26 protein-coding genes are annotated in these 25,518 nt (G+C 64.9%); 11 read left to right on the top strand and 15 right to left on the bottom strand.

The annotated features are described in order from the left end of the window. Nucleotides 1–10: 10 nt before the first annotated feature. A complete protein-coding gene (locus AVO45_RS09790; protein ID WP_068346384.1) occupies nucleotides 11–3,400 on the bottom strand; it encodes a YhdP family protein in 3,390 nt (1,129 codons plus the stop codon). Between the two features lie 61 nt (nucleotides 3,401–3,461). Here AVO45_RS09790 and AVO45_RS09785 point away from each other — a divergent pair, with 61 nt between their 5' ends. The 5 genes from AVO45_RS09785 (at nucleotide 3,462) to aqpZ (ending at nucleotide 7,749) form a co-directional block, all read left to right on the top strand. Beyond that, the gene (locus tag AVO45_RS09785) at nucleotides 3,462–3,926 is read left to right on the top strand and encodes a peroxiredoxin (RefSeq protein ID WP_068346382.1); all 465 of its coding nucleotides are present in this window, start codon (nucleotides 3,462–3,464) and stop codon (nucleotides 3,924–3,926) included. 94 nt (nucleotides 3,927–4,020) lie between these two features. Further along, nucleotides 4,021–4,833: a ferritin-like domain-containing protein gene (locus AVO45_RS09780; protein ID WP_068346737.1), complete on the top strand. Its 813-nt coding sequence runs from the start codon at nucleotides 4,021–4,023 to the stop codon at nucleotides 4,831–4,833. Between the two features lie 195 nt (nucleotides 4,834–5,028). Further along, nucleotides 5,029–6,357 carry a M23 family metallopeptidase gene (locus tag AVO45_RS09775; protein WP_068346380.1) on the top strand — a complete coding sequence of 443 codons (1,329 nt, stop codon included), beginning with the start codon at nucleotides 5,029–5,031 and terminating at the stop codon, nucleotides 6,355–6,357. Next, nucleotides 6,347–6,856: a bactofilin family protein gene (locus AVO45_RS09770; RefSeq protein ID WP_068346378.1), complete on the top strand. Its 510-nt coding sequence runs from the start codon at nucleotides 6,347–6,349 to the stop codon at nucleotides 6,854–6,856. The genes AVO45_RS09775 and AVO45_RS09770 overlap by 11 nt, the downstream gene beginning before the upstream one ends. A 203-nt stretch (nucleotides 6,857–7,059) precedes the next feature. Continuing rightward, nucleotides 7,060–7,749, top strand: coding sequence for an aquaporin Z (gene aqpZ / locus AVO45_RS09765; RefSeq protein WP_068346376.1), 690 nt, complete (start codon nucleotides 7,060–7,062; stop codon nucleotides 7,747–7,749). Nucleotides 7,750–7,912: 163 nt separating this feature from the next. Here aqpZ and AVO45_RS09760 read toward each other — a convergent pair whose 3' ends face one another. The 3 genes from AVO45_RS09760 to AVO45_RS09750 all read right to left on the bottom strand — a co-directional run bounded on the left by AVO45_RS09760 (nucleotide 7,913) and on the right by AVO45_RS09750 (nucleotide 10,053). Next, nucleotides 7,913–8,875, bottom strand: coding sequence for a DUF3179 domain-containing protein (locus tag AVO45_RS09760; protein ID WP_068346374.1), 963 nt, complete (start codon nucleotides 8,873–8,875; stop codon nucleotides 7,913–7,915). Between the two features lie 133 nt (nucleotides 8,876–9,008). Continuing rightward, complete coding sequence (locus AVO45_RS09755) at nucleotides 9,009–9,554, bottom strand: peptidylprolyl isomerase (RefSeq protein WP_068346372.1); 546 nt, start codon at nucleotides 9,552–9,554, stop codon at nucleotides 9,009–9,011. Beyond that, entirely contained in the window at nucleotides 9,547–10,053 is a 507-nt protein-coding gene (locus tag AVO45_RS09750; RefSeq protein WP_068346370.1) for a peptidylprolyl isomerase, read from the bottom strand. The genes AVO45_RS09755 and AVO45_RS09750 overlap by 8 nt, the downstream gene beginning before the upstream one ends. 134 nt (nucleotides 10,054–10,187) lie before the next feature. On the opposite strand from AVO45_RS09750, the gene AVO45_RS09745 reads away from it, so the two are divergent. From AVO45_RS09745 to AVO45_RS09725, 5 genes are all read left to right on the top strand, one after another. Next, nucleotides 10,188–11,378 carry a phosphoglycerate kinase gene (locus AVO45_RS09745; RefSeq protein ID WP_068346368.1) on the top strand — a complete coding sequence of 397 codons (1,191 nt, stop codon included), beginning with the start codon at nucleotides 10,188–10,190 and terminating at the stop codon, nucleotides 11,376–11,378. 182 nt (nucleotides 11,379–11,560) lie between these two features. Beyond that, entirely contained in the window at nucleotides 11,561–11,860 is a 300-nt protein-coding gene (locus AVO45_RS09740) for an FtsB family cell division protein (protein ID WP_068346366.1), read from the top strand. A 115-nt stretch (nucleotides 11,861–11,975) separates the two neighbouring features. Further along, complete coding sequence (gene pdhA / locus AVO45_RS09735) at nucleotides 11,976–12,965, top strand: pyruvate dehydrogenase (acetyl-transferring) E1 component subunit alpha (protein WP_068346364.1); 990 nt, start codon at nucleotides 11,976–11,978, stop codon at nucleotides 12,963–12,965. Nucleotides 12,966–12,980: 15 nt separating this feature from the next. Further along, nucleotides 12,981–14,360 carry a pyruvate dehydrogenase complex E1 component subunit beta gene (locus AVO45_RS09730; RefSeq protein ID WP_068346362.1) on the top strand — a complete coding sequence of 460 codons (1,380 nt, stop codon included), beginning with the start codon at nucleotides 12,981–12,983 and terminating at the stop codon, nucleotides 14,358–14,360. Nucleotides 14,361–14,374: 14 nt separating this feature from the next. Beyond that, a complete protein-coding gene (locus AVO45_RS09725) occupies nucleotides 14,375–15,691 on the top strand; it encodes a pyruvate dehydrogenase complex dihydrolipoamide acetyltransferase (RefSeq protein ID WP_068346360.1) in 1,317 nt (438 codons plus the stop codon). A gap of 57 nt (nucleotides 15,692–15,748) precedes the next feature. Here the strand turns inward: AVO45_RS09725 and AVO45_RS09720 are convergent, their stop codons facing one another. Further along, nucleotides 15,749–16,321: a Tll0287-like domain-containing protein gene (locus AVO45_RS09720; RefSeq protein WP_068346358.1), complete on the bottom strand. Its 573-nt coding sequence runs from the start codon at nucleotides 16,319–16,321 to the stop codon at nucleotides 15,749–15,751. A 124-nt stretch (nucleotides 16,322–16,445) separates the two neighbouring features. Then, on the bottom strand, nucleotides 16,446–17,249 hold the full coding sequence (gene cysE, locus AVO45_RS09715; protein ID WP_068346356.1) for a serine O-acetyltransferase: 804 nt from the start codon (nucleotides 17,247–17,249) through the stop codon (nucleotides 16,446–16,448). A gap of 85 nt (nucleotides 17,250–17,334) precedes the next feature. Here cysE and AVO45_RS09710 point away from each other — a divergent pair, with 85 nt between their 5' ends. Further along, nucleotides 17,335–17,673, top strand: coding sequence for a TraR/DksA family transcriptional regulator (locus AVO45_RS09710; protein WP_068346353.1), 339 nt, complete (start codon nucleotides 17,335–17,337; stop codon nucleotides 17,671–17,673). On the opposite strand, the gene AVO45_RS09705 is transcribed toward AVO45_RS09710, so the two are convergent. From AVO45_RS09705 to AVO45_RS09665, 9 genes are read right to left on the bottom strand one after another with little or no spacing between them, the layout of a single operon-like run. Beyond that, a complete protein-coding gene (locus AVO45_RS09705) occupies nucleotides 17,654–17,950 on the bottom strand; it encodes a DUF7742 family protein (RefSeq protein ID WP_068346351.1) in 297 nt (98 codons plus the stop codon). The two genes, AVO45_RS09710 and AVO45_RS09705, sit on opposite strands and share 20 nt — an antisense overlap. A gap of 7 nt (nucleotides 17,951–17,957) precedes the next feature. Next, complete coding sequence (locus tag AVO45_RS09700; protein WP_068346349.1) at nucleotides 17,958–21,932, bottom strand: baseplate multidomain protein megatron; 3,975 nt, start codon at nucleotides 21,930–21,932, stop codon at nucleotides 17,958–17,960. Continuing rightward, nucleotides 21,932–22,378 carry a C40 family peptidase gene (locus AVO45_RS09695; protein WP_068346347.1) on the bottom strand — a complete coding sequence of 149 codons (447 nt, stop codon included), beginning with the start codon at nucleotides 22,376–22,378 and terminating at the stop codon, nucleotides 21,932–21,934. Before AVO45_RS09695 ends, AVO45_RS09700 begins: the two co-directional genes overlap by 1 nt. After that, a complete protein-coding gene (locus AVO45_RS09690) occupies nucleotides 22,375–23,262 on the bottom strand; it encodes a DUF2163 domain-containing protein (protein WP_068346345.1) in 888 nt (295 codons plus the stop codon). The genes AVO45_RS09695 and AVO45_RS09690 overlap by 4 nt, the downstream gene beginning before the upstream one ends. Then, nucleotides 23,262–23,894, bottom strand: coding sequence for a DUF2460 domain-containing protein (locus AVO45_RS09685; RefSeq protein ID WP_068346343.1), 633 nt, complete (start codon nucleotides 23,892–23,894; stop codon nucleotides 23,262–23,264). The genes AVO45_RS09690 and AVO45_RS09685 overlap by 1 nt, the downstream gene beginning before the upstream one ends. Nucleotides 23,895–23,909: 15 nt before the next feature. Beyond that, nucleotides 23,910–24,572, bottom strand: coding sequence for a phage tail tape measure protein (locus tag AVO45_RS09680; RefSeq protein WP_068346342.1), 663 nt, complete (start codon nucleotides 24,570–24,572; stop codon nucleotides 23,910–23,912). Continuing rightward, nucleotides 24,559–24,768: a rcc01693 family protein gene (locus AVO45_RS09675; protein ID WP_068346339.1), complete on the bottom strand. Its 210-nt coding sequence runs from the start codon at nucleotides 24,766–24,768 to the stop codon at nucleotides 24,559–24,561. Before AVO45_RS09675 ends, AVO45_RS09680 begins: the two co-directional genes overlap by 14 nt. Further along, on the bottom strand, nucleotides 24,765–25,085 hold the full coding sequence (locus tag AVO45_RS09670; RefSeq protein WP_068346336.1) for a gene transfer agent family protein: 321 nt from the start codon (nucleotides 25,083–25,085) through the stop codon (nucleotides 24,765–24,767). Before AVO45_RS09670 ends, AVO45_RS09675 begins: the two co-directional genes overlap by 4 nt. Further along, entirely contained in the window at nucleotides 25,085–25,498 is a 414-nt protein-coding gene (locus AVO45_RS09665) for a phage major tail protein, TP901-1 family (RefSeq protein WP_068346333.1), read from the bottom strand. The genes AVO45_RS09670 and AVO45_RS09665 overlap by 1 nt, the downstream gene beginning before the upstream one ends. Nucleotides 25,499–25,518: the final 20 nt, after the last annotated feature.

Genomic DNA, 25,518 nt, shown 5'->3' with positions numbered 1-25,518 from the left:
CACACCGGCTTTAACGATCGCCATTGCCGAGTTCGAAGGAACGTTCGTTTTCGGGTGCCTCCGGCGCAGTGATGCCCGATCCGCCTTCGGGCACGTTGGGTGGCGGCGCGCGCATCAGATCCCTCAGAAAGACCGGCGCCAGGCCCGACAGCGGGTTCACAGCGACCTGTGGATCGTCCAGCGGCCCCTGGAGTGTGTAGTTGAACGCGAAGACCCCTTCGCCCTTGCGCGTCAGCACGCTGCCGATCGCGTTCACCAGGTAGATCGGTGAAATCGCGCCCTGCATGTCCAGCCACCCCTGCTCGGTGTCGATCCGGCCATCGAAGGACAGGCCGATCGACGGGCCCACCGCGCTGCCGCTCAGAACCGTGACCTCGTTCGGAGACAGCCGCATCTTGCTGTCGATCGTGTTGAAGAAAATGCCCTGCCCAGCCATTTCATCCAGCAGCCCGACGACGCTGATGGCGTTGAGCAGCGCGGCCATCGCCGGCGCATCCTTGATCCGTGTGTTCGAGACTTTCAGAACCGCATCATAGTGGCCCGGCCCGATCACCGGCTCCAGCGCCAGCCAGAAATCGCCGCCATGCGCCTGGTTCAGAATACCGGCGGACCGCACGACGCCGCCCGCGTCCGACGACTGCAGGACAACGGCGCTGCGCCCTCCGCGCGGCGATACCTCGCCCGCGACCGAGGCCCCACCGTTCACCTGCGCGGTAAAACCACCCTGAATCCCGCCCGTCGTCGTGAACTCGCCCCGGAAACCGGTCATCGCTATCGTGTCGGTGACCTGCAAACGGTCGAGCCGCACCTGCAGCAATGGCCCGGCCCCGCCACCGCCGCTGCCTCCCGAACCGAACGTCGCGCCGCGCATGTCAAGGACGCCGCCCAGAACCCGAATATCCGGCACCGGCCGCCCCCGCGCCACCAGATCGACCGGAACCGCCAGCCAGTTGCCCACTTCGAGCGATGAGAACGAGATGCGCTCCATCTGCCGGTCGTCCGAAAAGGTTATTTCCCCGTTGGCGCGCAGTCCGGCCGCAGTGATCCGCAGGTCATCGACTTGCATGTCCTCCCCGAGGGCCACTTCGATCGCCATCTCGCCCGCGCTGTCGGGGGATTTACTCCAGCCGAGTTCCGGGACGGACAAGCCAACGCCCACGAGGTCGGACCGGGCGGACAGGTAAGGCTCCTGGCCGCCCCCGATGTCCACCGTCACATCGGCGAGGCCCTCTCCAGTCAACATGCCGTCGGGCAGGTTGGCCCGGATTTCCTCCATCAGACGCGGCGACAGTTCTATCTGCCCCGTCAGCCGGCTGCGTGCGCTTTTCTTGCCCACCGGCTGGCGCCATGTCGCCGTCATCGGAACCTCGCCGAACAGGCCGTAGCCAGACAGAACGACCTGCGTGTGGTCCCCCTGCAGTTGCAACCGGTCGGCGCTGACGGTGGTGCCCGGCACCAGCTTGTCGCTGCGCACATCTTCCACGCTGCCGGCAAAGTGAAACTCGGTATCCTCGAGCTTGAGGCCCTTCTTCAGCGGCAGGGCCAACGTCCCCTCAAGGCGAGCGAACCCTTCGGCCAGGTCCACTGGCTGGTTGGCCTTGGTCATCAGCGCGAGCGGCGGGCGATCCAGCAGCGAAAGCGCCGCCGTCACGCTGCCGCTTGCGCGAATGCGCGCGATGGCGGGCGTCAAGCCCTTGATGGAGATGTCGGGAATGATGAAGGACGTGCCAGCCGCATTCACCGCCCCGCCTTGATCCGGCACGACCCATCCGCGCTGTGCCGTGACCGAGAAGCGGCGGTCGACCAGACTGGCCTGTCCCCGCGCATCGACCAGCGGCGGCAGGGTGCGCGCGAACCTGATCCGCGCCCTTTCGAAATCAAAGTCGGCATAGATGTTTGGCGCCTCCCCGGGCCGCAGCCGGAGGGCAAGGTCCAGATCCTTCAGCAGCCCCTCGGCCAGGTTCTCGCTGACCCATTTGCGCGGTTTCTTCGCCACCGCTTCGGGCCAGTATCCAAGCAATTGTTCCGGCGTCATCCGGTCCATTCCGGCATCCACCCTCACGTCCCAGCCGTCGGCGGCACCCGTCAGGCTCCCCGTCGCTCTCAACCGGCGCCCTTCGTGTTCGACGACCATCTGACCAAGTTGCAACCGGAACGGCGCCAGCTTCATCTGGAAATCGACCTCGGCGCCGGACAGTTCCAGCGGCTCGGGAAAGACATCGGCGGGATTCACCCGGATGCCCGACAAACGGAACTGTGCCGTGAGGGACTGCAACGCCCCCGCCTCGACCCCTTCCAGCGACGCCCGCCCTTCGGCCAGCGCCGAGCCCCAGGCCGAAACGATGGAAACCTCATCGAAAAGCAGCGCCTGCGCGGACGGATCATAGGTGAAATAGGTCCGGGCGGATTCGAACGGGATCGGCCGGGTTTCGGCGTTGGGTTGCAACACGCCTTCGCCGATCTGCAAAGTGGCAAAGAGCGGCCCCAGGGCCCTGTCCTCGTCGATGCTGCCCCGCAGGGCCCCGGAAATCGGGGCGCGCAGCACCTCGAGCCAGGCCAGCGCCGGGCTCTGGCCCGCGATATCCTCGGCCGCCAGATCGGTCACGGTAATGCCGAACCGCGCCTCGGGAGATCCGAGTGTGCTCGAATAATTCGCTTCGATCTCGCTGACATAGTCACGGCCGCCGAGCAATGAGAATCCGGTGGCGACCCGGATGTCGCCCCCGCTGCGGGTCACCTGCACCCGGCCACTGTCCAGCGTCCACGACCGCCCCTGCCGCAGATCCCGGTAATCGAGCGTGACGCCATCAAGCTCAAAGGCGGTCAACGCCGACAGGGCCGGTGACAGAAACAGGTTGTCGGATTGCTCGATCAGCCCCGCAAGGTTCGGCGCCCGGTTCACCGGTGCACTGTCGGTGCCGACCGTCAGCGAGACCGTGCCCTCTTCATCCCGCAGCAGGAACACATTGGCCCCGCTGAGGAAAATGCGCTTGGGCCGGACCTCGCCCCGCAGAAGCGGCCGCATCGCCAGGCTGGCCCGCATGTCCGACACCTGCGCGATCTGCCGCCCTTCGGCATCGCTGATGGTCACGTCCTGCAACCGCAGCCGTGGGCGCCAGCCTTCGTGTATGACGAAACTGACATCGCCAAAGCGCAGTTGCAGCCCTCCGAGAACCTGCTCGAGCCGGGCCTCGACCCGATCGCGCAGCCAGTCGGGGGCATGCATCGTCTGCCCGATCACCATCAGGGCGGTGACGGCTCCGAGGAACAACAGGATGAACACGCCACGCATGGCCCACAGCCCCGCGGTGCGGCGGCGCGATCTGCGGACCGGCCTGTCGCGCGCCGGCTTGGCCTTGAGCTTGTCACGCCGAAGAAATTTCCTTCCCGCGCCTTTCAACTCGCAGGCCCCGGCCTAATATGCGCAGCAACCAAAATCATGATTCCGCCGGAGAAAACCAATGCCCGAAATTTCCGACCTCGCCCCTGATTTCACCCTTCCCCGCGACGGCGGCGGAGAAGTGACCCTGTCGGACCTGCGTGGTCATGCCGTCGTCCTGTTCTTCTATCCCCGCGATGATACCCCGGGCTGCACGAAGGAATCCATCGGTTTCTCGGAACAGCTTGACGCATTTGCCGAATCCGGCGCCAAGGTGTTCGGCATCTCTCGCGACAGCGTCGCCAGGCATGACAAATTCGTGGCCAAGCACGGGCTGACCACGCCGCTGCTGTCCGACGAGAATTCCACCGTCTGCGAGGATTACGGGGTGTGGGTGGAAAAGAACATGTATGGCCGGAAATCCATGGGGATCGAGCGGTCGACCTTCCTGATCGACCCCGAGGGCCGGATCGCGCGCATCTGGCGCAAGGTCAAGGTGCCCGGCCATGTGGACGAGGTGCTGGCGGCGGTGCGCGAGCTGGGCTGACCGCGGGTTCTCTCGACCCGGCCGCCCGTCCGCGCTATCAGGCGGCAACGGATACAAGGAACGGAGCCTGCGCGTGCCCAAGACCCTGACCCAGATGGCGACCGAAGTGCTGACGACCGGGGACGGCCGCGCCAAGACCGCCTTGTCGCGCAAATACGCCGCCGAGTGGTTTGCCTCGCGGAATGGCGAGGCCCCCGAGATCGAGATCGGCACCGCCAATCCCCCGATGCACCCGGCCCGCCCGGACAAGCCGGAACTCCTGTCGCCGCGTGACGTGCCGAAACGCCGCCCCGGCTCCGAGGCCGGCCGGATCGCCTTGCTGCATGCCGTGGCGCATATCGAGCTGAACGCGGTGGACCTGCACTGGGACATCGTCGCACGGTTCGGGCATGTGCCGATGCCGGTTGGCTTCTACGACGACTGGGTGAAATGCGCCGAGGAAGAATCGCGCCATTTCGAGATGATCTGCGACTGCCTCGAGTCGATGGGCAGCCATTACGGCGCCCTGCCCGCCCACGCGGGCATGTGGCGCGCGGCCGAGGACACGGCCGAGGACCTGATGGGCCGGCTGGCGGTCGTGCCGATGGTGCTCGAGGCCCGTGGCCTGGACGTAACCCCCGGCATGATCGAGATTTTCCGCAAGGCCGGGGCGCAAAAGGCCGTCGAGTCGCTCGAGGTGATCTATGCCGAAGAGGTCGGCCACGTCGCCTATGGTTCGAAATGGTTCCACTTCCTCTGCGGCCGCGAGAACGCCGACCCCAAGGACGTGTTCCATCAGCTTGTGCGGAAATACTTCCACGGCGCGCTCAAACCCCCGTTCAACGAGGAAAAACGCGCCGAAGCAGGACTGCCGCCGGATTTCTATTGGCCCCTGGCCGAGGACATGCCGCTGCCGGGGAAAGCCTGAGCCCTCCGAAAGTCGACCGAAACCTCCGGGCGATCGGCGGATTTTTGCTCAGCATGAGCGTGAAATCACTCCAGTTTTGGACCGAATGGTTAACAAACTTGCCCAAATGCCACCTCGCCGCTATTCAAACGGCCCAAGGGCCAGCCGACCACTCGAAACTGGCCTTGGACGGGGATGACAGTAAAGGATAGACGCGTGCGAACACGTCTGGGGATCAGAATTCACGCTCTGCTCGAGAAACAGTTTCCCGAACGCAGGGTTTTTCTCAAATCCGACACTGACACACGGTTCATTCGGCTTCGATCCGAAACCCAGATTGCCGCGGTGGCAGGCGTTGCGGTCATGGTCGTCTGGACCATCGTCGCCACGGCGATTCTTCTCATGGACAGCATCGGCTCGGGGAATTTCCGCGAGCAGGCCCGGCGGGATCAGGCCATTTATCAAGAGCGCCTGAACCTGCTGTCCCAGGAACGCGATGCCCGTGCAGAAGAGGCATTGGCGGCACAGGCGCGCTTCAACGCCGCGCTGGCGCAGATTTCGGCAATGCAGTCCGAGTTGCTCAAGTCCGAGAACCGCCGCCGCGAGTTGGAAACCGGCATCGAGGTCATCCAGAAAACCTTGCGCGAAACAATGAAGCAGCGCGAAGACGCCCGGGCGCTGTTGGCAAAACTCGAGCAGGACACGGGCGAAGACGCCGCCGCGAAAGAGTCGGCGGCGTCTACCCCCGTGCAACTGGCCTTCATGTCCGAGGCGCTGTTGCGAACGGCCGAGCAACGCGATGCGATCAAAAGCGACGCGCGGGCGGCATTGGATCAGCGCGCCGAGCTGGAACTCGAAATCCAGCTGATGCGTGAGCGCAACGACCAGATCTTCCGCCAGTTGGAAGAGGCAATGGCGATCTCGGTCGAACCGCTGGACAAGATGTTCCGCCAGGCCGGGATGCCGACTGACCGGATCATCGAGGAAGTGCGCCGTGGCTACAGCGGTATCGGCGGGCCTCTGACCCCCATTTCCTTCAGCACGCGTGGCGAGGAACCGACCCCGGACGAGATCCGCGCGAACAAGTTGCTGCAGCAGATGGATCAGCTGAACCTGTATCGGATCGCCGCCGAGAAGGCGCCCTTTGCCAGCCCCGTCAGGGCGGCCGTCCGCTATACCAGCGGCTTCGGCTACCGCCGCGATCCCAAGACCGGTGGACGGCGCATGCATAACGGGTCGGATTTTGCCGGCGCACATGGCACCGACATCTTTGCGACGGCGGACGGCGTCGTCACCCATGCCGGGTGGCAGTCGGGTTTCGGGCGCCTCGTGAAGATCAAGCATGCCTTCGGGATCGAGACCTATTACGCCCATAACACCAAGATCCGCGTCAAGGTCGGCCAAAGGGTCTCGCGCGGAGATCATATTGCTGATATGGGTAGCACCGGACGGTCGACCGGAACGCATCTGCACTACGAGGTGCGCGTGAATGGAAAACCCGTGAATCCAATGACTTACATCAAGGCTGCGAAAAATGTTTTCTAAGAGCAAAATCAACGAGCCCGCATCCAAGGCACCTGAAACCGCCAAGCCTGCCGCCCCGGCAGCACCGGCAAGCCCTGCCCCGGCAGAAAGCAAGGCCGCCGCGCCCAAGCCCAAGCCGCCGGCATCCGTCCTGTCGTCGGATCTGCACATCACCGGCAACATCAAGACCACTGGCGACATCCAGGTCGAGGGCACCGTCGAAGGCGACATCCGCGCGCATCTTCTGACCATCGGCGAAACCGCCACCATCAAGGGCGAAGTCACCGCTGACGATGTCGTGATCAACGGCCGCATCGTGGGCCGGGTCCGTGGACTGAAGGTGCGTCTGACCTCGACCGCCCGCGTCGAAGGCGACATCATCCACAAGACCATCGCGATCGAAAGCGGCGCCCATTTCGAGGGTTCGGTGCAGCGTCAGGACGACCCGCTCAACCCCGGCCGTGCGGCAGCCAAGCCCGCCGGCAACCCCGCCGCGGCCAAGGCCGACGTCAGCCAGTAAGCCTGACACCGGTCACGACGGGCCATTCAAATCGAAAGCGCGCCGCGGTCCCTTCTGCGGCGCGTTTTCTTTGCGCCGACTGCGCCTCGGATCGGCGGTCGTGCCTGACGCCGAGCACCCACCCAAAAGGCCCGATCCGAAATTTCTTTTCAAAACATGCATGTGGCGCTTACATTTCCATATCCATTTCGGGAGGAGAATAGATGACTTCAAAGCTTTTAGCGGAATTTCTGGGGACGTTCTTGCTGGTGCTGGGGGGATGCGGCAGCGCCGTTCTCGCGGCCGGTGTGGCCGATGTCGGGATCGGCTGGCTGGGCGTCAGTTTCGCCTTTGGCCTGACGGTCCTGACCATGGCCTATACCGTCGGACATATTTCCGGCGGCCATTTCAACCCCGCCGTCAGCCTGGGCCTGATGATCGCCGGGCGGTTCGAGGCCAAAGAGCTGATCCCCTATTGGGTCGCGCAGGTGGTGGGTGCGATCGCCGCCGCCGCGGTGCTCTATGTCATCGTTTCCGGCGCGCCGGATTTCTCGGGCGTGGGCGGGTTCGCCTCGAACGGCTATGGCAGCGCGTCACCGGGCGGCTATTCGATGACGGCCGGCCTGGTAACCGAGATTGTTCTGACAGCCTTTTTCCTGTTCATCATCCTCGGCGCCACCTCTGCGGGCGCACCGCCGGGATTTGCGCCGATCGCCATCGGACTGGGGCTGACGTTGATCCACCTGATTTCGATCCCGGTGACCAACACCTCGGTGAACCCGGCGCGTTCGACCGGCGTGGCGCTTTTTGCAGACGGTCCTGCGCTGGCGCAGCTATGGCTGTTCTGGGTGGCCCCGCTGATCGGAGGAGCCATCGGCGGCATCGTCTGGAAACTGGTTTCGCCCGACGACTGACCGAAACCGCGGTTCAGCCGAAACGAAGCGCCGCCGGCCCGGCGGCGTTTTCAATTGGACAAACACGTTTCTTCAGGGCCACAGGCGATTTTCGCGGAATCCGGCGCGAAGCAACCGGATTGCACATTTCGCTTGAACATCCAGCGGCGTGACCGGGCCGGCCTCAGTTCCCGGTCATCCAGATGCCGTCCGGCCAGAAGGCGTGAAAGGCAAAGGCGAACATCACGTCATGCACCACGTCGCGCCCCTGGCTGTCGCGCACGCGGATCGAGCCCACGTCCCTGCCCTTGCTGATCTGCCCGCTGTCCAGGGCCGAGGCCTGTCCTGCAACCCAGCTGATCCTCACGCCAGCCTCGTTGACCTCGCCCGCCTGCGCCAGCCGTGTCAGCGGCCACGCCCTGTCGCCCACACGGACGACACGTTCCAGCGGGTGAATTCCATGCGGAGGCATCTCTCCGGAATAGAGGAACGGTCTGCGCGAGCTGTCATAGCCCCGGTAAGGGTTGCGCCCGTAGGACCGGTTGTAGGCGGGTTCGGCCATGACCAGCCCGTCGGGGTTTCGCGCGGTGAATTGCTGCCAGCTCTCCATCCACGAGGGCAACATCCCGAGTTGCGTTCCCGTCAGTTCCCCGACAATGGCCTCGCCAAGCGCCTGCTGCCACCAGCTTTGGGTCTCACGGTCATACATCACCATGTCCGAATGGCGCAGCTTGCCGCTGACGCCGAAACTCAGCACGCCGCGGCGGGTGCGCCTGTCAAAGGTGATGGCCGAGTTGCACAGCGGACAATAGGTCACCGCGATCGGGACGTCTCCAACGCTGTCATTCACGATCTCATGCCACATCAGGTAGCGGATCGGATAGGCGCGCGGCTGCTGCCCGCCGATTTCCACCGTGATGACCGGTTCGCGTTTCCCGATGCGCGTTTCGTCCCTCACGGCAATGAATTGCGGATCGTCCAGCGCCGGGATGCCATCCTTGGGCGGCCCGCCGGACAGGATCTCGGCCCAGTTTTCTACGCTCGTGCGGCTGAAATCGGTCTCGGGCCACTCGTGGCGCCAGAAATCCGGATTCGCCTGCAGCGCGGTGGCCGTGACCAGCAACAAAAGAAACGAGAGTAGACGCATGGATCATCCGTTTCGTATCCAACGCGCAGATGATGGAGCGATGCGGGCCGCCGCAACAGCCCCCTGCACGCAGTCGTGAAGCCGCGTGCGCCCAATGCTGGCCCGGCGCCGAGTGACGGCGCCGGGCAGGCCGTCAGTCGGTAACGGTGACCTTTTTCATCACGTCCGGCTGGCCGATCACCGCGCCATTCGGACCGGTGCCGCGCTTGATCGCGTCAACCACGTCCATGCCGCCGGTCACCTTGCCGACCACGGTATATTTCCCGTCAAGGAAGGGGCCCGGCGCGAACATGATGAAGAACTGCGAGTTCGCGCTGTCGGGATCCTGCGAGCGCGCCATCCCGACGATGCCACGGTCATAGGTGATATCCGAGAACTCGGCCGGCAGGTCGGGCCGATCGGACCCACCCCTGCCCGCATAGCGCATGTCGCCGCCCAGCTTGCCGAACTGCACGTCGCCGGTCTGTGCCATGAAGCCGTCGATCACGCGGTGAAAGACCACCCCGTCATACTGGCCTTCGTCGGCCAGAGCGGTGATCTGCTCGACATGCTTCGGCGCCACGTCCTCGAACAGGTCGATGGTGATGGTGCCGTTGGCCTCGCCCTCGACCTCGATCTGCAGGCCCGTGGCCAGCGCGGGGCTGGCCAGCAGGGCAAAAGCGGCGGCCAGCTTATACATCGGCGGCCACCTTGACGCTGATCATGCGGTCGGGGTTCGCGGGCGGCTCACCGCGGGTGATGGCATCGATATGCTCCATCCCCGAGATCACGCGGCCGTAGACGGTGTATTGGCCGTTGAGGAAGTGGTTGTCCTTGAAGTTGATGAAGAACTGCGAGTTGGCCGAGTTCGGGTTGGCCGACCGCGCCGCGCCCAGCGTGCCGCGGTCATGCGGCAGCTTGGAAAACTCGGCCGGCAGGTTCGGCAGCGACGACCCGCCGGTGCCCGCCATGCGGATGTTGAAGCCGTCCTCCATGTCGCCGTGCTGCACGTCGCCGGTCTGGGCCATGAAGCCGTCGATCACGCGGTGAAAGCACACGTTGTCATACTCGCCTGCGCGCGCCAGTTCCTTCATGCGCTCGCAATGCTGGGGTGCCACGTCGGGCAGCAGCTCGATGACGACGGGGCCGTCCTTGAGTTCGATGATGATGGTGTTTTCGGGATCCTTGATCTCGGCCATTTGGCCCTCCTGTCGTTGGATATTGCGCAAATACCTATGCCGCGGCCGCGCGAATGCCAAGTGACGCATTGACCTGAGGGCAAAATGCAGGAAAAGAACCGCCCAAATCCAATAATAGCGGCGGAGCGAAGCGCATGGGCTGGAAAACACTGGACGACATGGACCTGAACGGCAAACGGGTGCTGGTTCGCGTGGACATCAACGTGCCGATCGTGGATGGCGTGGTAACGGACTCGACCCGCATCCGGCGGATTGCGCCCACCGTTCGCGACATTCTGGCCGCGGGCGGCAAGCCGATCCTGCTGGCGCATTTCGGCCGCCCCGGCGGCGAGCGCCGCGAGAACCTGTCGCTGAAACAATTGATTCCCACGCTGGAGCGCGCCTTCGAAACCACCGTCCAGTTTGCAGCCGACTGCGTCGGCCCGGCGGCGGAACTGGCCGCGGAATCCCTGCAACCGGGCGAGGTTCTGCTGCTGGAGAACACCCGCTTCCACGCCGCTGAAACCAAGAACGACCCCGAACTGGCCGCCGGAATGGCGCGTTTGGGCGACATCTACTGCAACGATGCCTTTTCCGCTGCGCACCGGGCGCACAGCTCGACCGAGGCGATTGCCCACCTGCTGCCCTCCTGCGCGGGCCGCCTGATGCAGGCCGAGCTCGAGGCGCTGGAAAGCGCGCTCGGCAACCCGAAACGCCCGGTGACCGCCCTTGTCGGTGGCGCCAAGGTTTCGACCAAGCTGGAACTGCTGGGCAACCTGATCGAGAAGGTTGACTACCTCGTGATCGGTGGCGGAATGGCCAACACCTTCCTGGCGGCCAAGGGCTATCCGGTCGGCAAGTCGCTGGCCGAGCGCATCATGAAGGACACCGCCGCCGAGATCATGGAAAAGGCCGAGGGCAAGGGCTGCAAGATAGTCCTGCCCAAGGACATCGTGGTGGCGAAAAAGTTCGAATCCCACGCCCCGCACGAGATCCTGCCCGCCGACCAGTGCCCCGAGGACGGGCTGATCCTGGACGCCGGCCCCGAAAGCGTGGCCGAGATCGTCAAGATCTTTGAACAAAGCCAGACGCTGATCTGGAACGGCCCGCTGGGCGCTTTCGAGCTGGAGCCGTTCGACGCCGCCACCAATGCCGCGGCCCTCAAGGCGGCCGCGCTGACCCGCGCCGGCAAGCTGACCTCGGTCGCCGGTGGCGGCGATACCGTCGCGGCGCTGAACGCCTCGGGTGCGGCCGGTGACTTCTCGTATATCTCGACCGCGGGCGGCGCCTTTCTGGAATGGATGGAAGGCAAGACCCTGCCCGGCGTCGCGGCGCTTGAACAATAAGGCTGCCGCTCTGTCACGGCACTTTGAAACGCCCCTCCGACGGGGCGTTTCTGTTTCATTGCAAGGAATTTCCCGCCGCGTGTCTTTTGGGGATTCACAAGCCGAATCACCTGTGACATAGTGATTTCAGATGCCCGCCAAGGGCACGTTCATTGAGGCAGTATTCATACGGCAGTAACCAGGTGTCCCGTTCCAACCGGCCCGGTGTGGGCTCAATTCTCTTCTTTGCGGTGGCTTTCATGCTGGGTGTGTATTTCACCTTCGCAGCCGTGCAGGGCGACTACGGCCTGTTCCGCAGGGTCGAGATCGCAGCGGAACGGGACATCCTGGAGCGCGACCTGGCAAAACTGCAGGCCGAAATCGCCGAAATGGAAAACCTGACCCTTCGCCTGTCCGATACCTATCTGGATCTGGATCTTCTCGACCAGCAGGCCCGCTCGGTCCTAGGCCTGCTGCGCGCCGACGAAATCGTCATCCGCTGAGCCGGAAACAGCCCCTCCCGACGCTGCGTCACATTTCCTCTCGCCAGATCGGCGCAAATGGTTTATGAGATAGTTTAACGCTAAACTATCTTGCCGAAAGGGGGAGAGCGCCGCAATGGCCACGCGAAAGAGTTCAAAGAAACCAAATGTTTCGGCCGATGAGCTGAAACATTACTACCGCGAAATGCTGCTGATCCGCCGATTCGAGGAAAAGGCAGGTCAGCTCTATGGCATGGGTCTGATCGGCGGCTTCTGCCACCTCTATATCGGGCAAGAGGCCGTCGTCGTCGGGCTCGAGGCCGCTGCCGAGGACGGCGACAAGCGCATCACCTCGTATCGCGACCACGGCCACATGCTGGCCTGCGGCATGGACCCGGGCGGCGTGATGGCCGAACTCACCGGGCGCATCGGCGGCCTGTCCAAGGGCAAGGGCGGCTCGATGCACATGTTCTCGAAGGAAAAGCATTTCTATGGCGGCCACGGCATCGTGGGCGCGCAGGTGCCGCTGGGCGCGGGTCTGGCCTTTGCCGACAAGTACAAGGACAACGGCCGCGTGACCTTCACCTATTTCGGCGATGGCGCGGCCAACCAGGGCCAGGTCTATGAAACCTTCAACATGGCCGCCCTGTGGAACCTGCCCGTCGTTTTCGTCATCGAGAACAACCAGTACGCCATGGGCACGGCGCAGTCGCGCTCGACCTCGACCAAGGACATCTACCACCGCGGCGAGGCGTTCGGCATCCCCGGCGAAATCGTCAACGGCATGGACGTGCTGGCGGTGAAGGAGGCCGGCGAAAAGGCCGTGGCGCACTGCCGCGCAGGCAAGGGCCCCTACATCCTCGAGGTCAAGACCTACCGCTATCGCGGCCACTCGATGTCGGACCCGGCCAAGTACCGCACCCGCGAAGAGGTGCAGAAGGTGCGCGAACAGAGCGACCCGATCGAACATGTGCGCGAACTGCTGCTGTCCGGCAAGCACGCGTCCGAGGACGACCTCAAGGCGATCGACAAGGAGATCAAGGAGATCGTCAACAAGGCCGCCGATTTCGCCAAGGAAAGCCCCGAGCCGCCCGTCGAAGAGCTCTGGACCGACATTTACGCCTGAGAGGACGAACAAGACATGGCAACCGAAATTCTGATGCCTGCACTCTCGCCCACGATGGAAGAGGGCACCCTTGCCAAGTGGCTGGTCAAGGAAGGCGACACCGTAAACTCCGGCGACATTCTGGCCGAGATCGAAACCGACAAGGCGACGATGGAGTTCGAGGCCGTTGATGAGGGCATCATCGGCAAGATCCTGATCCCCGAGGGCACCGAAGGGGTCCGGGTGAACACCCCCATCGCCGTGCTGGTCGAAGAGGGCGAAGACGTCTCCGCCCTGCCGTCGGCTGCGCCCGCGGCCGACGCGGGCAACGAGGCCGCCGCGCCGGCGGCGGTTGAGGCACCCGCACCCACCCCTGCGGCGGCACCGGCCGCGCCCGTGGTGGATCTCTCGCCCGACTGGCCGGCCGACGCGCCGATGAAACAACAGACCGTCCGCGAAGCCTTGCGCGACGCGATGGCCGAAGAGATGCGCAGCGACGAGGACGTCTACCTGATGGGCGAGGAAGTCGCCGAGTATCAGGGCGCCTACAAGGTCTCTCAGGGTCTGCTGGACGAATTCGGCGCCCAGCGCGTGATCGACACGCCGATCACCGAGCACGGCTTTGCCGGCATCGCCGTGGGGTCTGCCTTTGGCGGGCTGAAGCCGATCGTCGAGTTCATGACCTTCAACTTCGCGATGCAGGCAATCGACCAGATCATAAACTCGGCCGCCAAGACGCTTTACATGTCCGGCGGTCAGATGGGCTGTCCGATCGTGTTCCGCGGCCCCAACGGCGCAGCGGCGCGCGTGGCCGCACAGCACAGCCAGGACTATGCCGCCTGGTACATGCAGATCCCCGGCCTGAAGGTGGCGATGCCCTACTCGGCCGCAGACGCCAAGGGCCTGCTGAAATCAGCGATCCGCGATCCCAACCCGGTGATCTTCCTGGAAAACGAAATCCTCTACGGCCGGTCCTTTGACGTGCCGCAGGTCGATGACCTGACCGTGCCGCTGGGCAAGGCCCGCATCTGGCGCGAAGGCACCGACGTGACCATCGTCAGCTTCGGCATCGGCATGCAATACGCGCTCGAAGCCGCCGACAAGCTGGCCGAGGACGGCATCAGCGCCGAAGTGATCGACCTGCGCACCCTGCGCCCGATGGACACCGGCACCATCATCAACTCTGTGATGAAGACCAACCGCCTTGTCACGGTCGAGGAAGGCTGGCCGCAGGGCTCGGTCGGCAGCTACATCAGCTCGGTGGTGATGCAAGAAGCGTTCGACTATCTCGACGCGCCCGTCATCAACTGCACCGGCAAGGATGTGCCCATGCCCTATGCCGCGAACCTGGAAAAACTGGCGCTGGTAACCACCGACGAGGTGATCGCCGCCGTCAAACAAGTGACCTATCGGTAAGGAGCGACTGACAGATGCCCACCGAAATCCTGATGCCCGCCCTTTCGCCGACCATGGAGGAAGGCACGCTCGCCAAATGGCTGGTCAAGGAAGGCGACACCGTCTCCTCGGGTGACCTGCTGGCCGAGATCGAGACCGACAAGGCCACGATGGAGTTCGAAGCCGTCGATGAAGGCATCGTCGGCAAGATCCTGATCCCCGAGGGCACCGAGGGGGTCAAGGTCAACACCCCCATCGCCGTGCTGCTGGAAGAAGGCGAAAGCGCCGACGACATCGCCGCAACCCCGGCCAAGGCGCCCGAGGCTGCCCCCGCAGCCGACGCGGGCAACGAGGCTGCCGCCCCCGCGGCATCCGAGGCGCCCGCCCCTGCCCCGGCACCGGCGGCACCGGTCAAGGCCGATGGCGGGCGCATCTTCGCCTCGCCGCTGGCGCGCCGGATCGCCGCGCAGAAAGGACTGGACCTGGCGCAGATCAAGGGCTCGGGTCCGCATGGCCGTATCGTCAAGGCGGATGTCGAAGGTGCGACCGCAACTCCGGCCATGGCACCGGCACCGGCCGCTGCGGCAACCGCCGCACCGGCCCCTGTCGCAGCCCCCGCCGGCCCCTCGGCCGACATGGTGGCCCGCATGTATGAAGGCCGCGCGTACGAGGAGGTCAAGCTGGATGGCATGCGCAAGACCATCGCCGCCCGTCTGGCCGAGGCCAAACAGACCATCCCGCATTTCTACCTGCGCCGCGACATCAAGCTGGACGCGCTGCTGAAGTTCCGCAGCCAGCTGAACAAGCAGCTGGAATCCCGCGGCGTGAAGCTGAGCGTCAACGACTTCATCATCAAGGCCGTCGCCAACGCGCTGCAGCAGGTGCCCGAGTGCAACGCCGTCTGGGCGGGCGACCGGGTGCTGCAGCTGAAACCCTCGGACGTGGCCGTGGCCGTGGCGATCGAAGGCGGCCTGTTCACCCCGGTCCTGCAGGATGCCGACAGCAAGTCGCTGTCCGCGCTCTCGACCGAGATGAAGGATCTCGCCGCCCGCGCCCGCGAGCGCAAGCTGGCCCCGCATGAATACCAGGGCGGCACCTTCGCGATCTCGAACCTGGGCATGTATGGCATCGACAATTTCGACGCCATCGTGAACCCGCCGCACGCGGGCATCCTGGCCGTCGGCACCGGCGCCAAGAAGCCGGTCGTGGGCGAGGACGGAGAACTGACCGTGGCCACCGTCATGTCCGTCACGATGTCGGTGGATCACCGGGTGATCGACGGCGCGCTTGGGGCTCAGTTACTGCAGGCCATCGTGGACAACCTTGAAAACCCGATGGTCATGCTGGCCTGATCTCGAAATCAACCAACGGAAAAGGGGCGCCGTCCAGCGCCCCTTTTTTTTCATAAATCAATTCAGTGGCTTGCGGAGCGTGAACACACCCCGCATCTGACCCATTTCGAACCCGCGCGCCTTGTCCTCTGGGTAAAGCTCGGCCAGCGCCTCGACGACCGGCGGCTCCACGTTGTCTCCGCCGTGACAGGCAAGACAAACCTCGCCGGTCGGAATGGCCTTGACCATGCGAAAGACCTGCTGGCCGTCCTCTTCCACGATCTCGGCCTTGACCAGTTGGTCTGCCTTTTCGCCGCTTTCCTGCCGTTTCAGGAATTCCTCGATGGCAGCCGCCGTGTAATCATCCGGCGCATTCTTGGGATTGCGCAGCTTGTGGCTGGACCGGGCCACGGTCCAGCCGCTTTCCTTGGAAACCTTTTCCGCGATCATCGGGGCCTTCACGTTGCACACGGCAATCGCGTCAACCGGCCCGCCCGACTTCATCGCCGCCTGCAGCTCGGCCTTCAACGCTCCGCCAAACTCCTGCATCAGGGCCTTGCCCTCTTCGGCCAGCGCAGCCTTGTCCTGCGCCATCGCAAGATTTCCTGACACAGCCAGCGCCGCTGCGGTCAGAACGGAAAGTGCTTTCATCATGTTCTCCTGTCAAAACGATCCGGCAAAAGCCGGTAATATTCAATGCCTAGAATATGACAGAAAATCCCTGCTCGCGCCAGAGCAAGGATTTCCTTGAAAGTTGTCCGCAGAAAATACCGGCTCAGCTCCGGAGGGTCTGGTCCATCTGAACCGAAGGCTGATCACATCCGGCTTCGCCGACGACCTTTGCCGGGATGCCGGCTACCGTCTTGCAGGGCGGCACTTCGGACAGAACCACCGATCCGGCCGCGATCCGGCTGCAATTGCCAACCTTGATGTTGCCCAGAACCTTGGCCCCCGCCCCGATCAGCACGCCATCGCCGATCTTGGGGTGGCGGTCCTCTTCTTCCTTGCCGGTGCCGCCCAGCGTCACCGAATGCAGCATCGAGACATTGTCGCCCACGACCGCCGTTTCACCGATCACGATGGAATGGGCGTGGTCGATCATGATGCCCTTGCCGATCCGCGCCGCCGGATGGATGTCGATTCCGAAGATCTCGGAACTGCGCATCTGGAAGAAATAGGCCAGGTCGTGGCGGCCTTGCGTCCACAGCCAATGCGCGACTCGATAGGCCTGCATCGCCTGGTAGCCCTTGAAATAGAGAATCGGCTGCAGCAGCCGGTGGCAGGCCGGATCGCGTTCGTAAACGGCCATCAGATCGGCCCGCGCCGCCTCGATCAGGCTTGAATCCTTGGCATAGGCCTCTTCGACGATCTCCCGCAGGACCATCATCGACATCTCGTTCGAACACAGCTTGGCAGAAATGCGGTAGGACAGCGCCCGCTCGAGGCTCTTGTGATGCAGGATGCAGGCATGGACCAGCCCCCCCATCAGCGGCTCTGTCTCGACGGCCGCCTGGGCCTCGATGGTGATCCGATCCCACACGGGGTCCACGGTACTCAGTTTTCTGCGCGTTTCAGCCATGGCGTTTCGTCCTTTGCTGGGCATAGAATACCCATCTAGACCTCAAATTGCCAAACGCAAACCCCTGATACGCGACACAACGGGAATGAATGAGACTGCACTGAACCATTTCGAGCACTTGATCCGCGCGAAACTGGCCGAACTGGAACAGGGGTCCGAGGCCGGGCGCGAGGCCCGTTCCATTGTCGAGCTGGATCAACAGGCCGTGGGCCGTCTCAGCAGGATGGACGCGCTGCAGAACCAGGCCATGGCACAGGCGCAGCAGGCCCGACGCGACCTCGAGGCAAGACGCCTGAGGGCCGCGCTGGACCGCATCGCCGAGGGCGAATACGGCTATTGCGAGGATTGCGGCGAGGAAATCGCGCGTGGTCGCCTGGAACTCGACCTCGCCGCCAGCCGCTGCGTCAGCTGCGCATCGGGCTGAGCCTGGACTGGATCAGCAGGCGCAGAACCATTTCGAAGCAACTGCAATAGTGCAGATCGTCGAAACTCGGCTCGTCCGCCAGCGGCCGCTTGCGGGCCGCCGACATCAGCGAGCCGTTTCCGAACTGCGGATGCACCCTGCCCGTCGCGATCACATGACGGTCGGCAGCCTCGGCCTCTTCGATCATGCGCAGGCACAGGCCCTCGCGCTCGTCGGGCGGTGCCCATAGCAGGGCCCGCGCCGCCGAGCTGACATCTCCGTGCAGAACCGGACGCATGGGGCGATTACCCGACCGCGACGGAGGCAAACGGCCCCGGCCCGTAGGCCGCCGAAACCTGCGCCACTTCGACCTCGTAGGCCCCGACGATCCCGTCCGCTGCCTGCGCGCTGGCCGCATATGTCCAATTCGGCGCGGCCAGCGCCACCTCGCGGAGGATGCTGCCGCCCTGCCGGACGCGCAGAAGGTAGGTCTCGCTTTCCTCGCCCAGCGGAACGTCCAGACCGCCCCAGCCGTCCCCGTCAATCCGCGTGCGCCGGACCCAGGAAAACACGGTCCCGCTCGCATCCGTCTTGGCCGTCAGATGCACCGGGGAATACGGTCGCAAGCCGTTGCCATCGAATGCCTCGATCAAATGGGTATAGGACGGGTCGTCATAACCACGCCTTGCCGGACCGATGCGATAATGCTTGGCCACCCGGCGCTCCGATCGCGTCAGGCCGGTCTGGACGACCCGCGCATCCAGCAGAACGAACATCGAGCCCGCAGGCCAGACATCGGGCATCAGCGCGTCGCTTCCCAGCTGTCCGCGCAAACGTCCGGAAAGGGCGTAGACCTCCGGCGCCACCAGATCGGCCACGCTAAACTGGAACAGCTCCCAGTTTCCGGGCGTCCCGTCCCCGATCGCGGCCAGGTTGGCCCCGTTCAGAACCGCATCCCGCGTGCGGGATTCCAGCGCCCCCGAAATCAGCTTGACCTGCAAGGCCGGCCCCTCGTCCCACAGCCCCGCGGACGCGCGCGGCAGGGCGGTCTCGGTAAACCCGATCACCGCGCGCTCCGCGATGATCTCGCCCAGCGCGTAGTCCTCGTCGTTGTCCGAGCGGTAAACCGCGACGGTCCCCGGCCAGGGCTCGGCCGAAACTGCAAGGTAAGGGGCGTGTGGGGCCTCGTCGCCGGTGATCAGCGGCAGGTCCAGAAACACCGGCAAGACGGGCGTCGGCGCGACGAATGGCTTCACGCTGACCTGATCCAGAGGAATATCCACCGGCTGGTAGACATTCGGCTCGATCCGCACCGCCTCGGCGATCTGCATCTCGGCCTGCTCGATCCTGTCGATGCGGTAGAGCTGACCGGCAGCGCCATCGGCCCCCGGCAGGCGCACCACATCCCCCGCGCCCAGCGCCATCAACGAGGGCGGCAGGGCAAAGCGGGCCGTCTCGCGCGAAACGCGCGCCTCGCTCAGCCAGCGTTCCACCGTCTGTCGGCCTTCGGCCCGCGTCATCGACAGCGGCATCTCGTTTCCGGCGACCGCATGTGTCTCGGTGTCGCCCAGAACCGCCTCTTCGGCCACGATGTCGTGGTCGGCATCCGACTGCACGAAGCGTAGCCGAACCCGCCCGGTCATTTCCGCTTCGGCCTCGCGGCGGTATTCGACCGTGCCCTCCATCTCGGTGCTTCTGGCGAACTGGTCAGGTTCCAGAACAGTCTCGCGGCGTCCGTCCCTCATCCGGAACTGCAGCACCCCGTCCCGCTCGATAGCGTCGAACCCATAGCGCAGCATCAGCGGTTGCAGCTGCGACCGGGCGTCCGAGACGTCCTCGACCGCATAGCCCCGCACCGTGCCCCACAGCTGCGACACGTCCAGCGCCGTCACCCCGGACCGATGGCAGATCTCGGTGACGACCGAGGCCAGCGAACGGCTGCCCGAGCGCCCGTTCAGCCAGTGACCACGCGCCTGGTTCACACCGTCGCTCCACAATCCACGGCGGTTCGGAAAGTCCGGGAACGGGCGCGCGTCCCACGCCCAGACATAGGCGTTGGACATATCGATCATCCGCCCGCCGTAAAGCGGCGAGACCGGGTTGTTTTCAGGGTCGTCCCAATACCCCAGCACCGCCTTGAGATACTGCGCCTGGATCAGGTCGTCGCGCGATCCGTCCGAGTATTTCGGCAGGGTCGATTCCGAGGATTTCGGATCGAGAAACTTGTTCGGCTGGTTGGTGCCCTTGTCGATCGCCGCGCATCCCAGTTCGGTGAACCAGATCGGCTTTGACCTGGGCACCCACGCGGTGGGGTCGGGCTGACGGATCCCACCGATCCTCTCGTGATGGGTCTTTGACCACCAGTTGCGCAGGTCCTTGTAGCGCCAGATCCAGTGTTCGCCGTGCTCGCGATCCTCGATCGGCGTGCGGATCTGCGCATCCGCCGCCTCCTGCGAATGGTAGTACCAGTCATACCCCTCGCCGCCTTCGATGTTTCCACGCAGATAGGACAGGTCATAGATCGACTCGGCCCCGGACTTGGCGTCCAGATGTTCGTCCCCATCGCGCCAGTCGGACAGAGGCATGTAGTTGTCGATGCCCACGAAGTCGATATTGTCGTCGGCCCAAAGCGGGTCGAGGTGGAAATACCGGTCGTTGCTGCCGTCCTGCGGCTGATAGCCGAAATATTCCGACCAGTCGGCCGCATAGCCGATCCTGGTCTGCGGCCCCAGCAGCGCCCGCACCTCGGCCGCCAACGCCCGCAGCTGCGCCACAGCCGGAAAGCCCGAGGCGCCCCGGATCTGCGTCAGCGAGCGCATCTCGGAACTGATGCAAAAGGCCGAGACCCCGCCCGCCGCAGCGCACAGCGCGGCATAGTGCAGGATGAACCTTCGCAGACCCCACTCATCGGGGCCGTTGTAGGTGACGACCCCATCACCCACCTGGAAATCCGAGGCCGAGGCCGTGCCAAAGAAACTCGCCACCTGCGCATCGGCCGTTGCCGTCCCGTCCGGAGAGCCGCTGCGCCCCGGCGCGACGCTCAGGGTGATCCGGCCCCGCCACGGCAGATGCGGCTGGCTGTCCGCGTCCGACCAGGGGTCGGGCAGCCCGTTGCCCTCCAGCTGCTCCATCAGGATGAACGGATAGAACATCACCCGCTTGCCCGATGTCTTCAGATGCCGGATCGCCTCGACCACCGCCGCGTCTGCCGGGGTGCCCCCGTAGATCGGGCGGCCATCGACCCGGGCGATTTCAGGCGCGGTGGCCCGCGTCTGCCCCGCTACGCGCCAAGGCATGTTCGCGCCATCGACATTGGCCCGCTCGACCTTGGGCCGGATCTGGCACGTGTTGCAGCGCAGATCGCTGCCGAACCACGACACGATCAACGAGGCCGCGCCGACACCGGGCAGCTCGGTCTCCAGCTGATCCATCGAGGTCAGGAAATCCGTCTTGCCCGACGGCGCGTTCGAGTTCGCCGCCCAATGGCTGCCGGGGCCGTTGGAATAGTTCACCTGCGTCGTCGCCAGCGAATACTCCCCCGTTCCCGGCATCAGGGCGACGCCCTTGACGATCTTCGGCAGACGCTCGGAATAATCCGGCAGGCCCTTCTGCTCCGGCCGGACGACCTCGAAGGAAAACTGCGGCACCCGGTTGCCGAACCGCTCCAACTGCAGATCCTCGATCACCACATAGGCCGTCCCGCGATAGGCCGGAACGGTCCCCGCCCCCTCGATCGCCTCGATCAGAGGATCGGGCAGCTGGGTCGCGGTGCCGCGATAGACGCGCATGTTCAGATCGGCATAGGGGATTTCCTCGCCATCCGCCCAGACGCGGGTGACCCCCGCGATCTCACCCGCGCCGACCGCGATGGCCAGCGAAATCGAGTAGCTGTGGCTCGTGGTGGTCGTCGTGACCGTCGGCTGACGCGGCGCGCCCTTTCCGCCACCGCCGCCACCGCCGGTTTCGCTGACCGTGGTCGTCGTGGTTTCCAGAAAATCCGAGGCCCAGATGACCTGCCCGCCCACGCGCATCCGCCCATAGACCGTCGCGACCGGCGCGCCCTCACCCGTTTCTGTCAGGCGGAACCGGTCCATCTTGCCGGTTTCGACGACCTCACTGCCGCCGCCCATCACCCGCTGGTCCAGCAGTTTCCGGTCGATGACACTGCCCAGCGTCGCGCCGACCGCCCGTCCGATGACGGCGGTGGACAGCCCGGCCACCGTTCCGCCGATCGAGCCTCCGATTGCCGCGCCCGCCGCCGACAAGAGTATGGTTGCCATCAGATCACCTCCAAGGGAAATTCGAACCGCGCGACGATGCGCTGTCTCCAGGGCTCGCTCAGCGAGTTCTCGACCACGCCGCGCCCGGAATAGGCATGGATGAAGCGCGGGGCCTCTCCGACCGCCGAGACGATCCCCACATGCTTGGCCACCGCGTGTGCCCGCATCCTGAACAGCAGCACGTCGCCCGGTGCGAGGCCGGTCAGGTCCTTCTCGACCAGATGCCGCCGCGCCGCCGCCCACATCCGTTCCTCACCCTGAGGCTCGGACCAGTCCATGCTGTAGGCCGGTACTGCCTCGGGCTCATCGCCGACCAGCTCGCGCCACACGCCCCGCAACAGGCCCAGGCAATCAGCCCCCGCGCCACGCACCGACGCCTGATGCCTATAGGGCGTTCCCAGCCATGCCCGGGCCGCCTCCACGATTTGCTCACGGGCTATCGTCATCTCCGACTGCCCCCCTTGTTCGCGCCGCTCTTCTTCGGCACGGCCATTGCCCAGTCTTCGCTGGGCAGATCGGGAAAGCCCTGGAAGTTGAGGAAGTTGTTGAACTTCAGCCGACAGGTTTCCGTCCGCTTGTCGCAACCGGCTTCCAGCTTGATCCGGTCGCCTCCGGCGATCCCGCCGGGAATGGCTTGCCACAGCTCGACGACCCTGTAATCGCCTTCGAAAAAATCGTCCTTGATGACACCCCACAGCCCCTGGGCCTTGCCGCCCTCGACCGTCAGGCGCCCGCGCTGGAACCACCCCGGCTCAAACCCCTGGAGCCCTTCGAAATAGAACGCACGACCATCCTCGGACCAAAGCAGATCGATCTCGGCCGAGTATCCCGGCCGAGACAGGTCGAACCGGCAGTTCCCATCCCCCAGAACCGCCGTGCAGGGCTTCTGATAGATCCGCCCCTGCGGCTGGTTCAGGGCATCCGTCAACCCGCGGATCTCGGCGTGAAACGCTCCACCGGACCTGCGCAATTCCCCGATCGAGCCCCGGAACTGCAACCACCGCTCATCCGGCTTGGCCCAGTTGACCAGCCAGGCGCGCACCTCGGCGCCGTCGAAACGGCCGGCCTCGATGTCTTCCTCGGTCACGGCCGCGTCCGACAGCACGCCCATGGCCTCGCTGTTGTCGATCGACAGACCCGTCGATTGTTCCAGCGCCATGGCCGTCAGCCCCGTATTCGCCCTGAAGGTCACCCCCTCGAAGGCCATGTCCAGATCATGATCCGTGAAACCATAGGTCACGCCATCGGCCCGCGTGATCGCCCAGCAGCGGCAGATCGTGGTCAGCCCGGTTTCCACATGGGCGCGAAACGCCTCGCTCATCCCCGCCATCAGACCCGCACCTCCACGACCGGAACATTGGGCACGTCGCCGGCCTGGAAACTGGCCACGCTGACCTGGATCCGGTCGGTGTCAAAGCGCACCGGCACGTCGAACTCGAACCCGGCGGTGATCTGAGCGTCTTCGACGGGCGGATTGGCAAAGGTGATCAACCCCTTGGTCAGGTCCACCTCGTAATCCACGCCCTCCTTCATCTCGTCCTGCTCGACGCCCACGCGGACCGTGCCCAAGACCGGCTTCACGATGGGCCGCTCATAGCTGAACCCGCCCGAGGCATAGGTCTTGATCAGCTGGAACACCGTCGTGGCCCCGTCGCCCCGCGCGATTACCTGATCGTCAAAGCGTATCTCGGCCGAAGCCGCGCCCGATTTGAAATCCGACCAGTCCTTCCAGCGGAACCCGAACATCTGCCCGCGCCGCGCCTCGAAGAACGAAATCAGGGTCTCCACATCGTCCAGAGACCGCATCCCCAGCCCCGCGTCATAGCGCCGGCGCGAATGGGCCCAGGGCGTGTTGCGCTCTTCATAGCCATTGGCCAGCGTGACGATGTCGGTATGCCTCTCGGGCCCACCCACCGACCCAAAGCTCAGATTGGCGGGAAACCTCACCTCGTGAAAATTCATGGCTTTCTCTCTGATTTATCGGTTGCGGCTGCCGCGCCCCAGGGCACGGCTCATCTGGGCGGCGATCTGCCCCTGGCTGCGGCGGAAGCCCTGCACGTCCGGCGTCGTGATGTTCATCACCACGTTGACCGCGCGCCCCCCGCCCGAGTTGCGCACCCCCAGCTTGCCGTCCGGCCCGCGCGCCAGCGGCATGATCGCCTCGGGGCCCGCCTCGCCCATCAACCCGATCCCGCCCCGCATGGGAAAGGTCGTGGGCCCGCTGATGACACCGCCATTGGCAAAGGGCATCACCCGCCCCTGGGAAAAGCTGCCGCCGTCGGCAAAGGGCAAAATGCCCTGGACAAGAGAGCCCACACCCTTGGCCAGCACCCCGCCGAAATGATCCGTCACGGGCTTGATCGCAGCCGAATAGGTGGTCTGGATCATCGAGCGCGCAACGGTTTCCAGCGCGTCCGACAGTTTCATCCCGTCAAAGACCACACCGTCAAAGGCCCGCCGCAGCCCCTTGGACAACCCCCGCTCCAACGTCGCGACATCCTTGCCGGTTTCGGCGAAGGCCGCCCGGACGCGCCGCAATTCGGCGTCGAACCCCGCTGCCATGGCCGCCGCGTCCCCCAGGGCATCTCCAAGCGCCTCTCCCCTGTATTGCAGGTCATCGAACCCGTCATGCTCCGCCATCGCTCTCTCCTTTCGTCCTGTCGGGATACGCGGCCAGAAGCGCATCCAGCCCCGCCCGGTCCATCGGCACGGAACCCGCCCCCTGCCCCAGCATTAGTCGGAACTCCGCCGGGGTCAGGTTCCAGAACTGATCCGGCGTCAGCCGCAGCCCCGACAGCCCCGCCCGCATCAGCGCGGGCCAGTCGAACCCGCTCATGGCTCGCCCGGCACCATGAAGGCCCGCGCCAGCAATTCCGCCGCCGCCCGTGCCGCGGCCATCGGCCCGCCCTCGATCTCGGCCCGCAGCATCTCGGCGCGGGTCACATCCGCTCCGCCGCCCCGCAGGCCCGCCACGATCAGCGCCAGCACGTCGCCGCTGGAATAGGCACCGCCCTCGAACCGCTGCACCAGTTCCACCAGCGACCCCGCACCCAGGTCCTGCTCCAACTCGGCCAACGCCCCCAGCGTCAGCTTGAGCACCCGGCGCTGACCGTCGATGGTCAGCGCCACCTCACCCGCCCACGGATTGGCCATCACAACGCCACGAAGGTCAGGGCGCCGGCGCTGGCCAGGCTCATCTCATAGGTCGCCTCGCCGTTGTGCGAGCCGGCATACTCGATCCCCGTGACCTGGAACGGGCCCTCGACGATGCCGAAATCGGGGATGATCACCTGGAAGGCGGGCGTTTCGCCGTCAAAGAACAGCTGCCGCGCGCGTTCATCCGTGCCGGCGTCCTTGAACACGCCCGATCCGGAAATCGAGGCCGACTTGACCCCCGCCCCCGACAGCAGCTCGCGCCAGCCGCCCTGGCTTTCCAGGCTGGTCACGTCCACGCTTTCCGCGTTGAAGCTGATCCGCGTGGCGCGCAGCCCCGCGATGGTCTCGAACAGACCGCTGCCATTCATGTCCACTTTGACCAGCAGGTCCTTACCGTTCTGGGCACCCATGTCTTTTCTCCGAATATTGA

Origin of the sequence: Ruegeria marisrubri (genome assembly GCF_001507595.1) — a bacterium.
In the GTDB taxonomy this organism is placed as follows: Bacteria; Pseudomonadota; Alphaproteobacteria; order Rhodobacterales; family Rhodobacteraceae; genus Ruegeria; species Ruegeria marisrubri.
Note: the sequence above shows the minus strand (reverse complement) of the source record. Positions and strands in the feature narration are given on the sequence as shown.

Excerpts from the sequence above, each read along its gene's own strand:
- AVO45_RS09685 (WP_068346343.1), bottom strand. The coding sequence starts at position 23,894 with ATGAATTTTCACGAGGTGAGGTTTCCCGCCAATCTGAGCTTTGGGTCG.
- AVO45_RS09785 (WP_068346382.1), top strand. The coding sequence starts at position 3,462 with ATGCCCGAAATTTCCGACCTCGCCCCTGATTTCACCCTTCCCCGCGAC.
- AVO45_RS09760 (WP_068346374.1), bottom strand. The coding sequence starts at position 8,875 with ATGCGTCTACTCTCGTTTCTTTTGTTGCTGGTCACGGCCACCGCGCTG.
- AVO45_RS09725 (WP_068346360.1), top strand. The coding sequence starts at position 14,375 with ATGCCCACCGAAATCCTGATGCCCGCCCTTTCGCCGACCATGGAGGAA.
- AVO45_RS09690 (WP_068346345.1), bottom strand. The coding sequence starts at position 23,262 with ATGGCGGGGATGAGCGAGGCGTTTCGCGCCCATGTGGAAACCGGGCTG.
- AVO45_RS09720 (WP_068346358.1), bottom strand. The coding sequence starts at position 16,321 with ATGAAAGCACTTTCCGTTCTGACCGCAGCGGCGCTGGCTGTGTCAGGA.
- AVO45_RS09730 (WP_068346362.1), top strand. The coding sequence starts at position 12,981 with ATGGCAACCGAAATTCTGATGCCTGCACTCTCGCCCACGATGGAAGAG.
- AVO45_RS09700 (WP_068346349.1), bottom strand. The coding sequence starts at position 21,932 with ATGGCAACCATACTCTTGTCGGCGGCGGGCGCGGCAATCGGAGGCTCG.
- cysE (WP_068346356.1), bottom strand. The coding sequence starts at position 17,249 with ATGGCTGAAACGCGCAGAAAACTGAGTACCGTGGACCCCGTGTGGGAT.
- AVO45_RS09755 (WP_068346372.1), bottom strand. The coding sequence starts at position 9,554 with ATGTATAAGCTGGCCGCCGCTTTTGCCCTGCTGGCCAGCCCCGCGCTG.
- AVO45_RS09705 (WP_068346351.1), bottom strand. The coding sequence starts at position 17,950 with ATGCGTCCGGTTCTGCACGGAGATGTCAGCTCGGCGGCGCGGGCCCTG.
- AVO45_RS09745 (WP_068346368.1), top strand. The coding sequence starts at position 10,188 with ATGGGCTGGAAAACACTGGACGACATGGACCTGAACGGCAAACGGGTG.
- AVO45_RS09780 (WP_068346737.1), top strand. The coding sequence starts at position 4,021 with ATGGCGACCGAAGTGCTGACGACCGGGGACGGCCGCGCCAAGACCGCC.
- pdhA (WP_068346364.1), top strand. The coding sequence starts at position 11,976 with ATGGCCACGCGAAAGAGTTCAAAGAAACCAAATGTTTCGGCCGATGAG.
- AVO45_RS09710 (WP_068346353.1), top strand. The coding sequence starts at position 17,335 with ATGAATGAGACTGCACTGAACCATTTCGAGCACTTGATCCGCGCGAAA.
- AVO45_RS09670 (WP_068346336.1), bottom strand. The coding sequence starts at position 25,085 with ATGGCCAATCCGTGGGCGGGTGAGGTGGCGCTGACCATCGACGGTCAG.
- AVO45_RS09675 (WP_068346339.1), bottom strand. The coding sequence starts at position 24,768 with ATGAGCGGGTTCGACTGGCCCGCGCTGATGCGGGCGGGGCTGTCGGGG.
- AVO45_RS09750 (WP_068346370.1), bottom strand. The coding sequence starts at position 10,053 with ATGGCCGAGATCAAGGATCCCGAAAACACCATCATCATCGAACTCAAG.
- aqpZ (WP_068346376.1), top strand. The coding sequence starts at position 7,060 with ATGACTTCAAAGCTTTTAGCGGAATTTCTGGGGACGTTCTTGCTGGTG.
- AVO45_RS09680 (WP_068346342.1), bottom strand. The coding sequence starts at position 24,572 with ATGGCGGAGCATGACGGGTTCGATGACCTGCAATACAGGGGAGAGGCG.
- AVO45_RS09695 (WP_068346347.1), bottom strand. The coding sequence starts at position 22,378 with ATGACGATAGCCCGTGAGCAAATCGTGGAGGCGGCCCGGGCATGGCTG.
- AVO45_RS09665 (WP_068346333.1), bottom strand. The coding sequence starts at position 25,498 with ATGGGTGCCCAGAACGGTAAGGACCTGCTGGTCAAAGTGGACATGAAT.
- AVO45_RS09770 (WP_068346378.1), top strand. The coding sequence starts at position 6,347 with ATGTTTTCTAAGAGCAAAATCAACGAGCCCGCATCCAAGGCACCTGAA.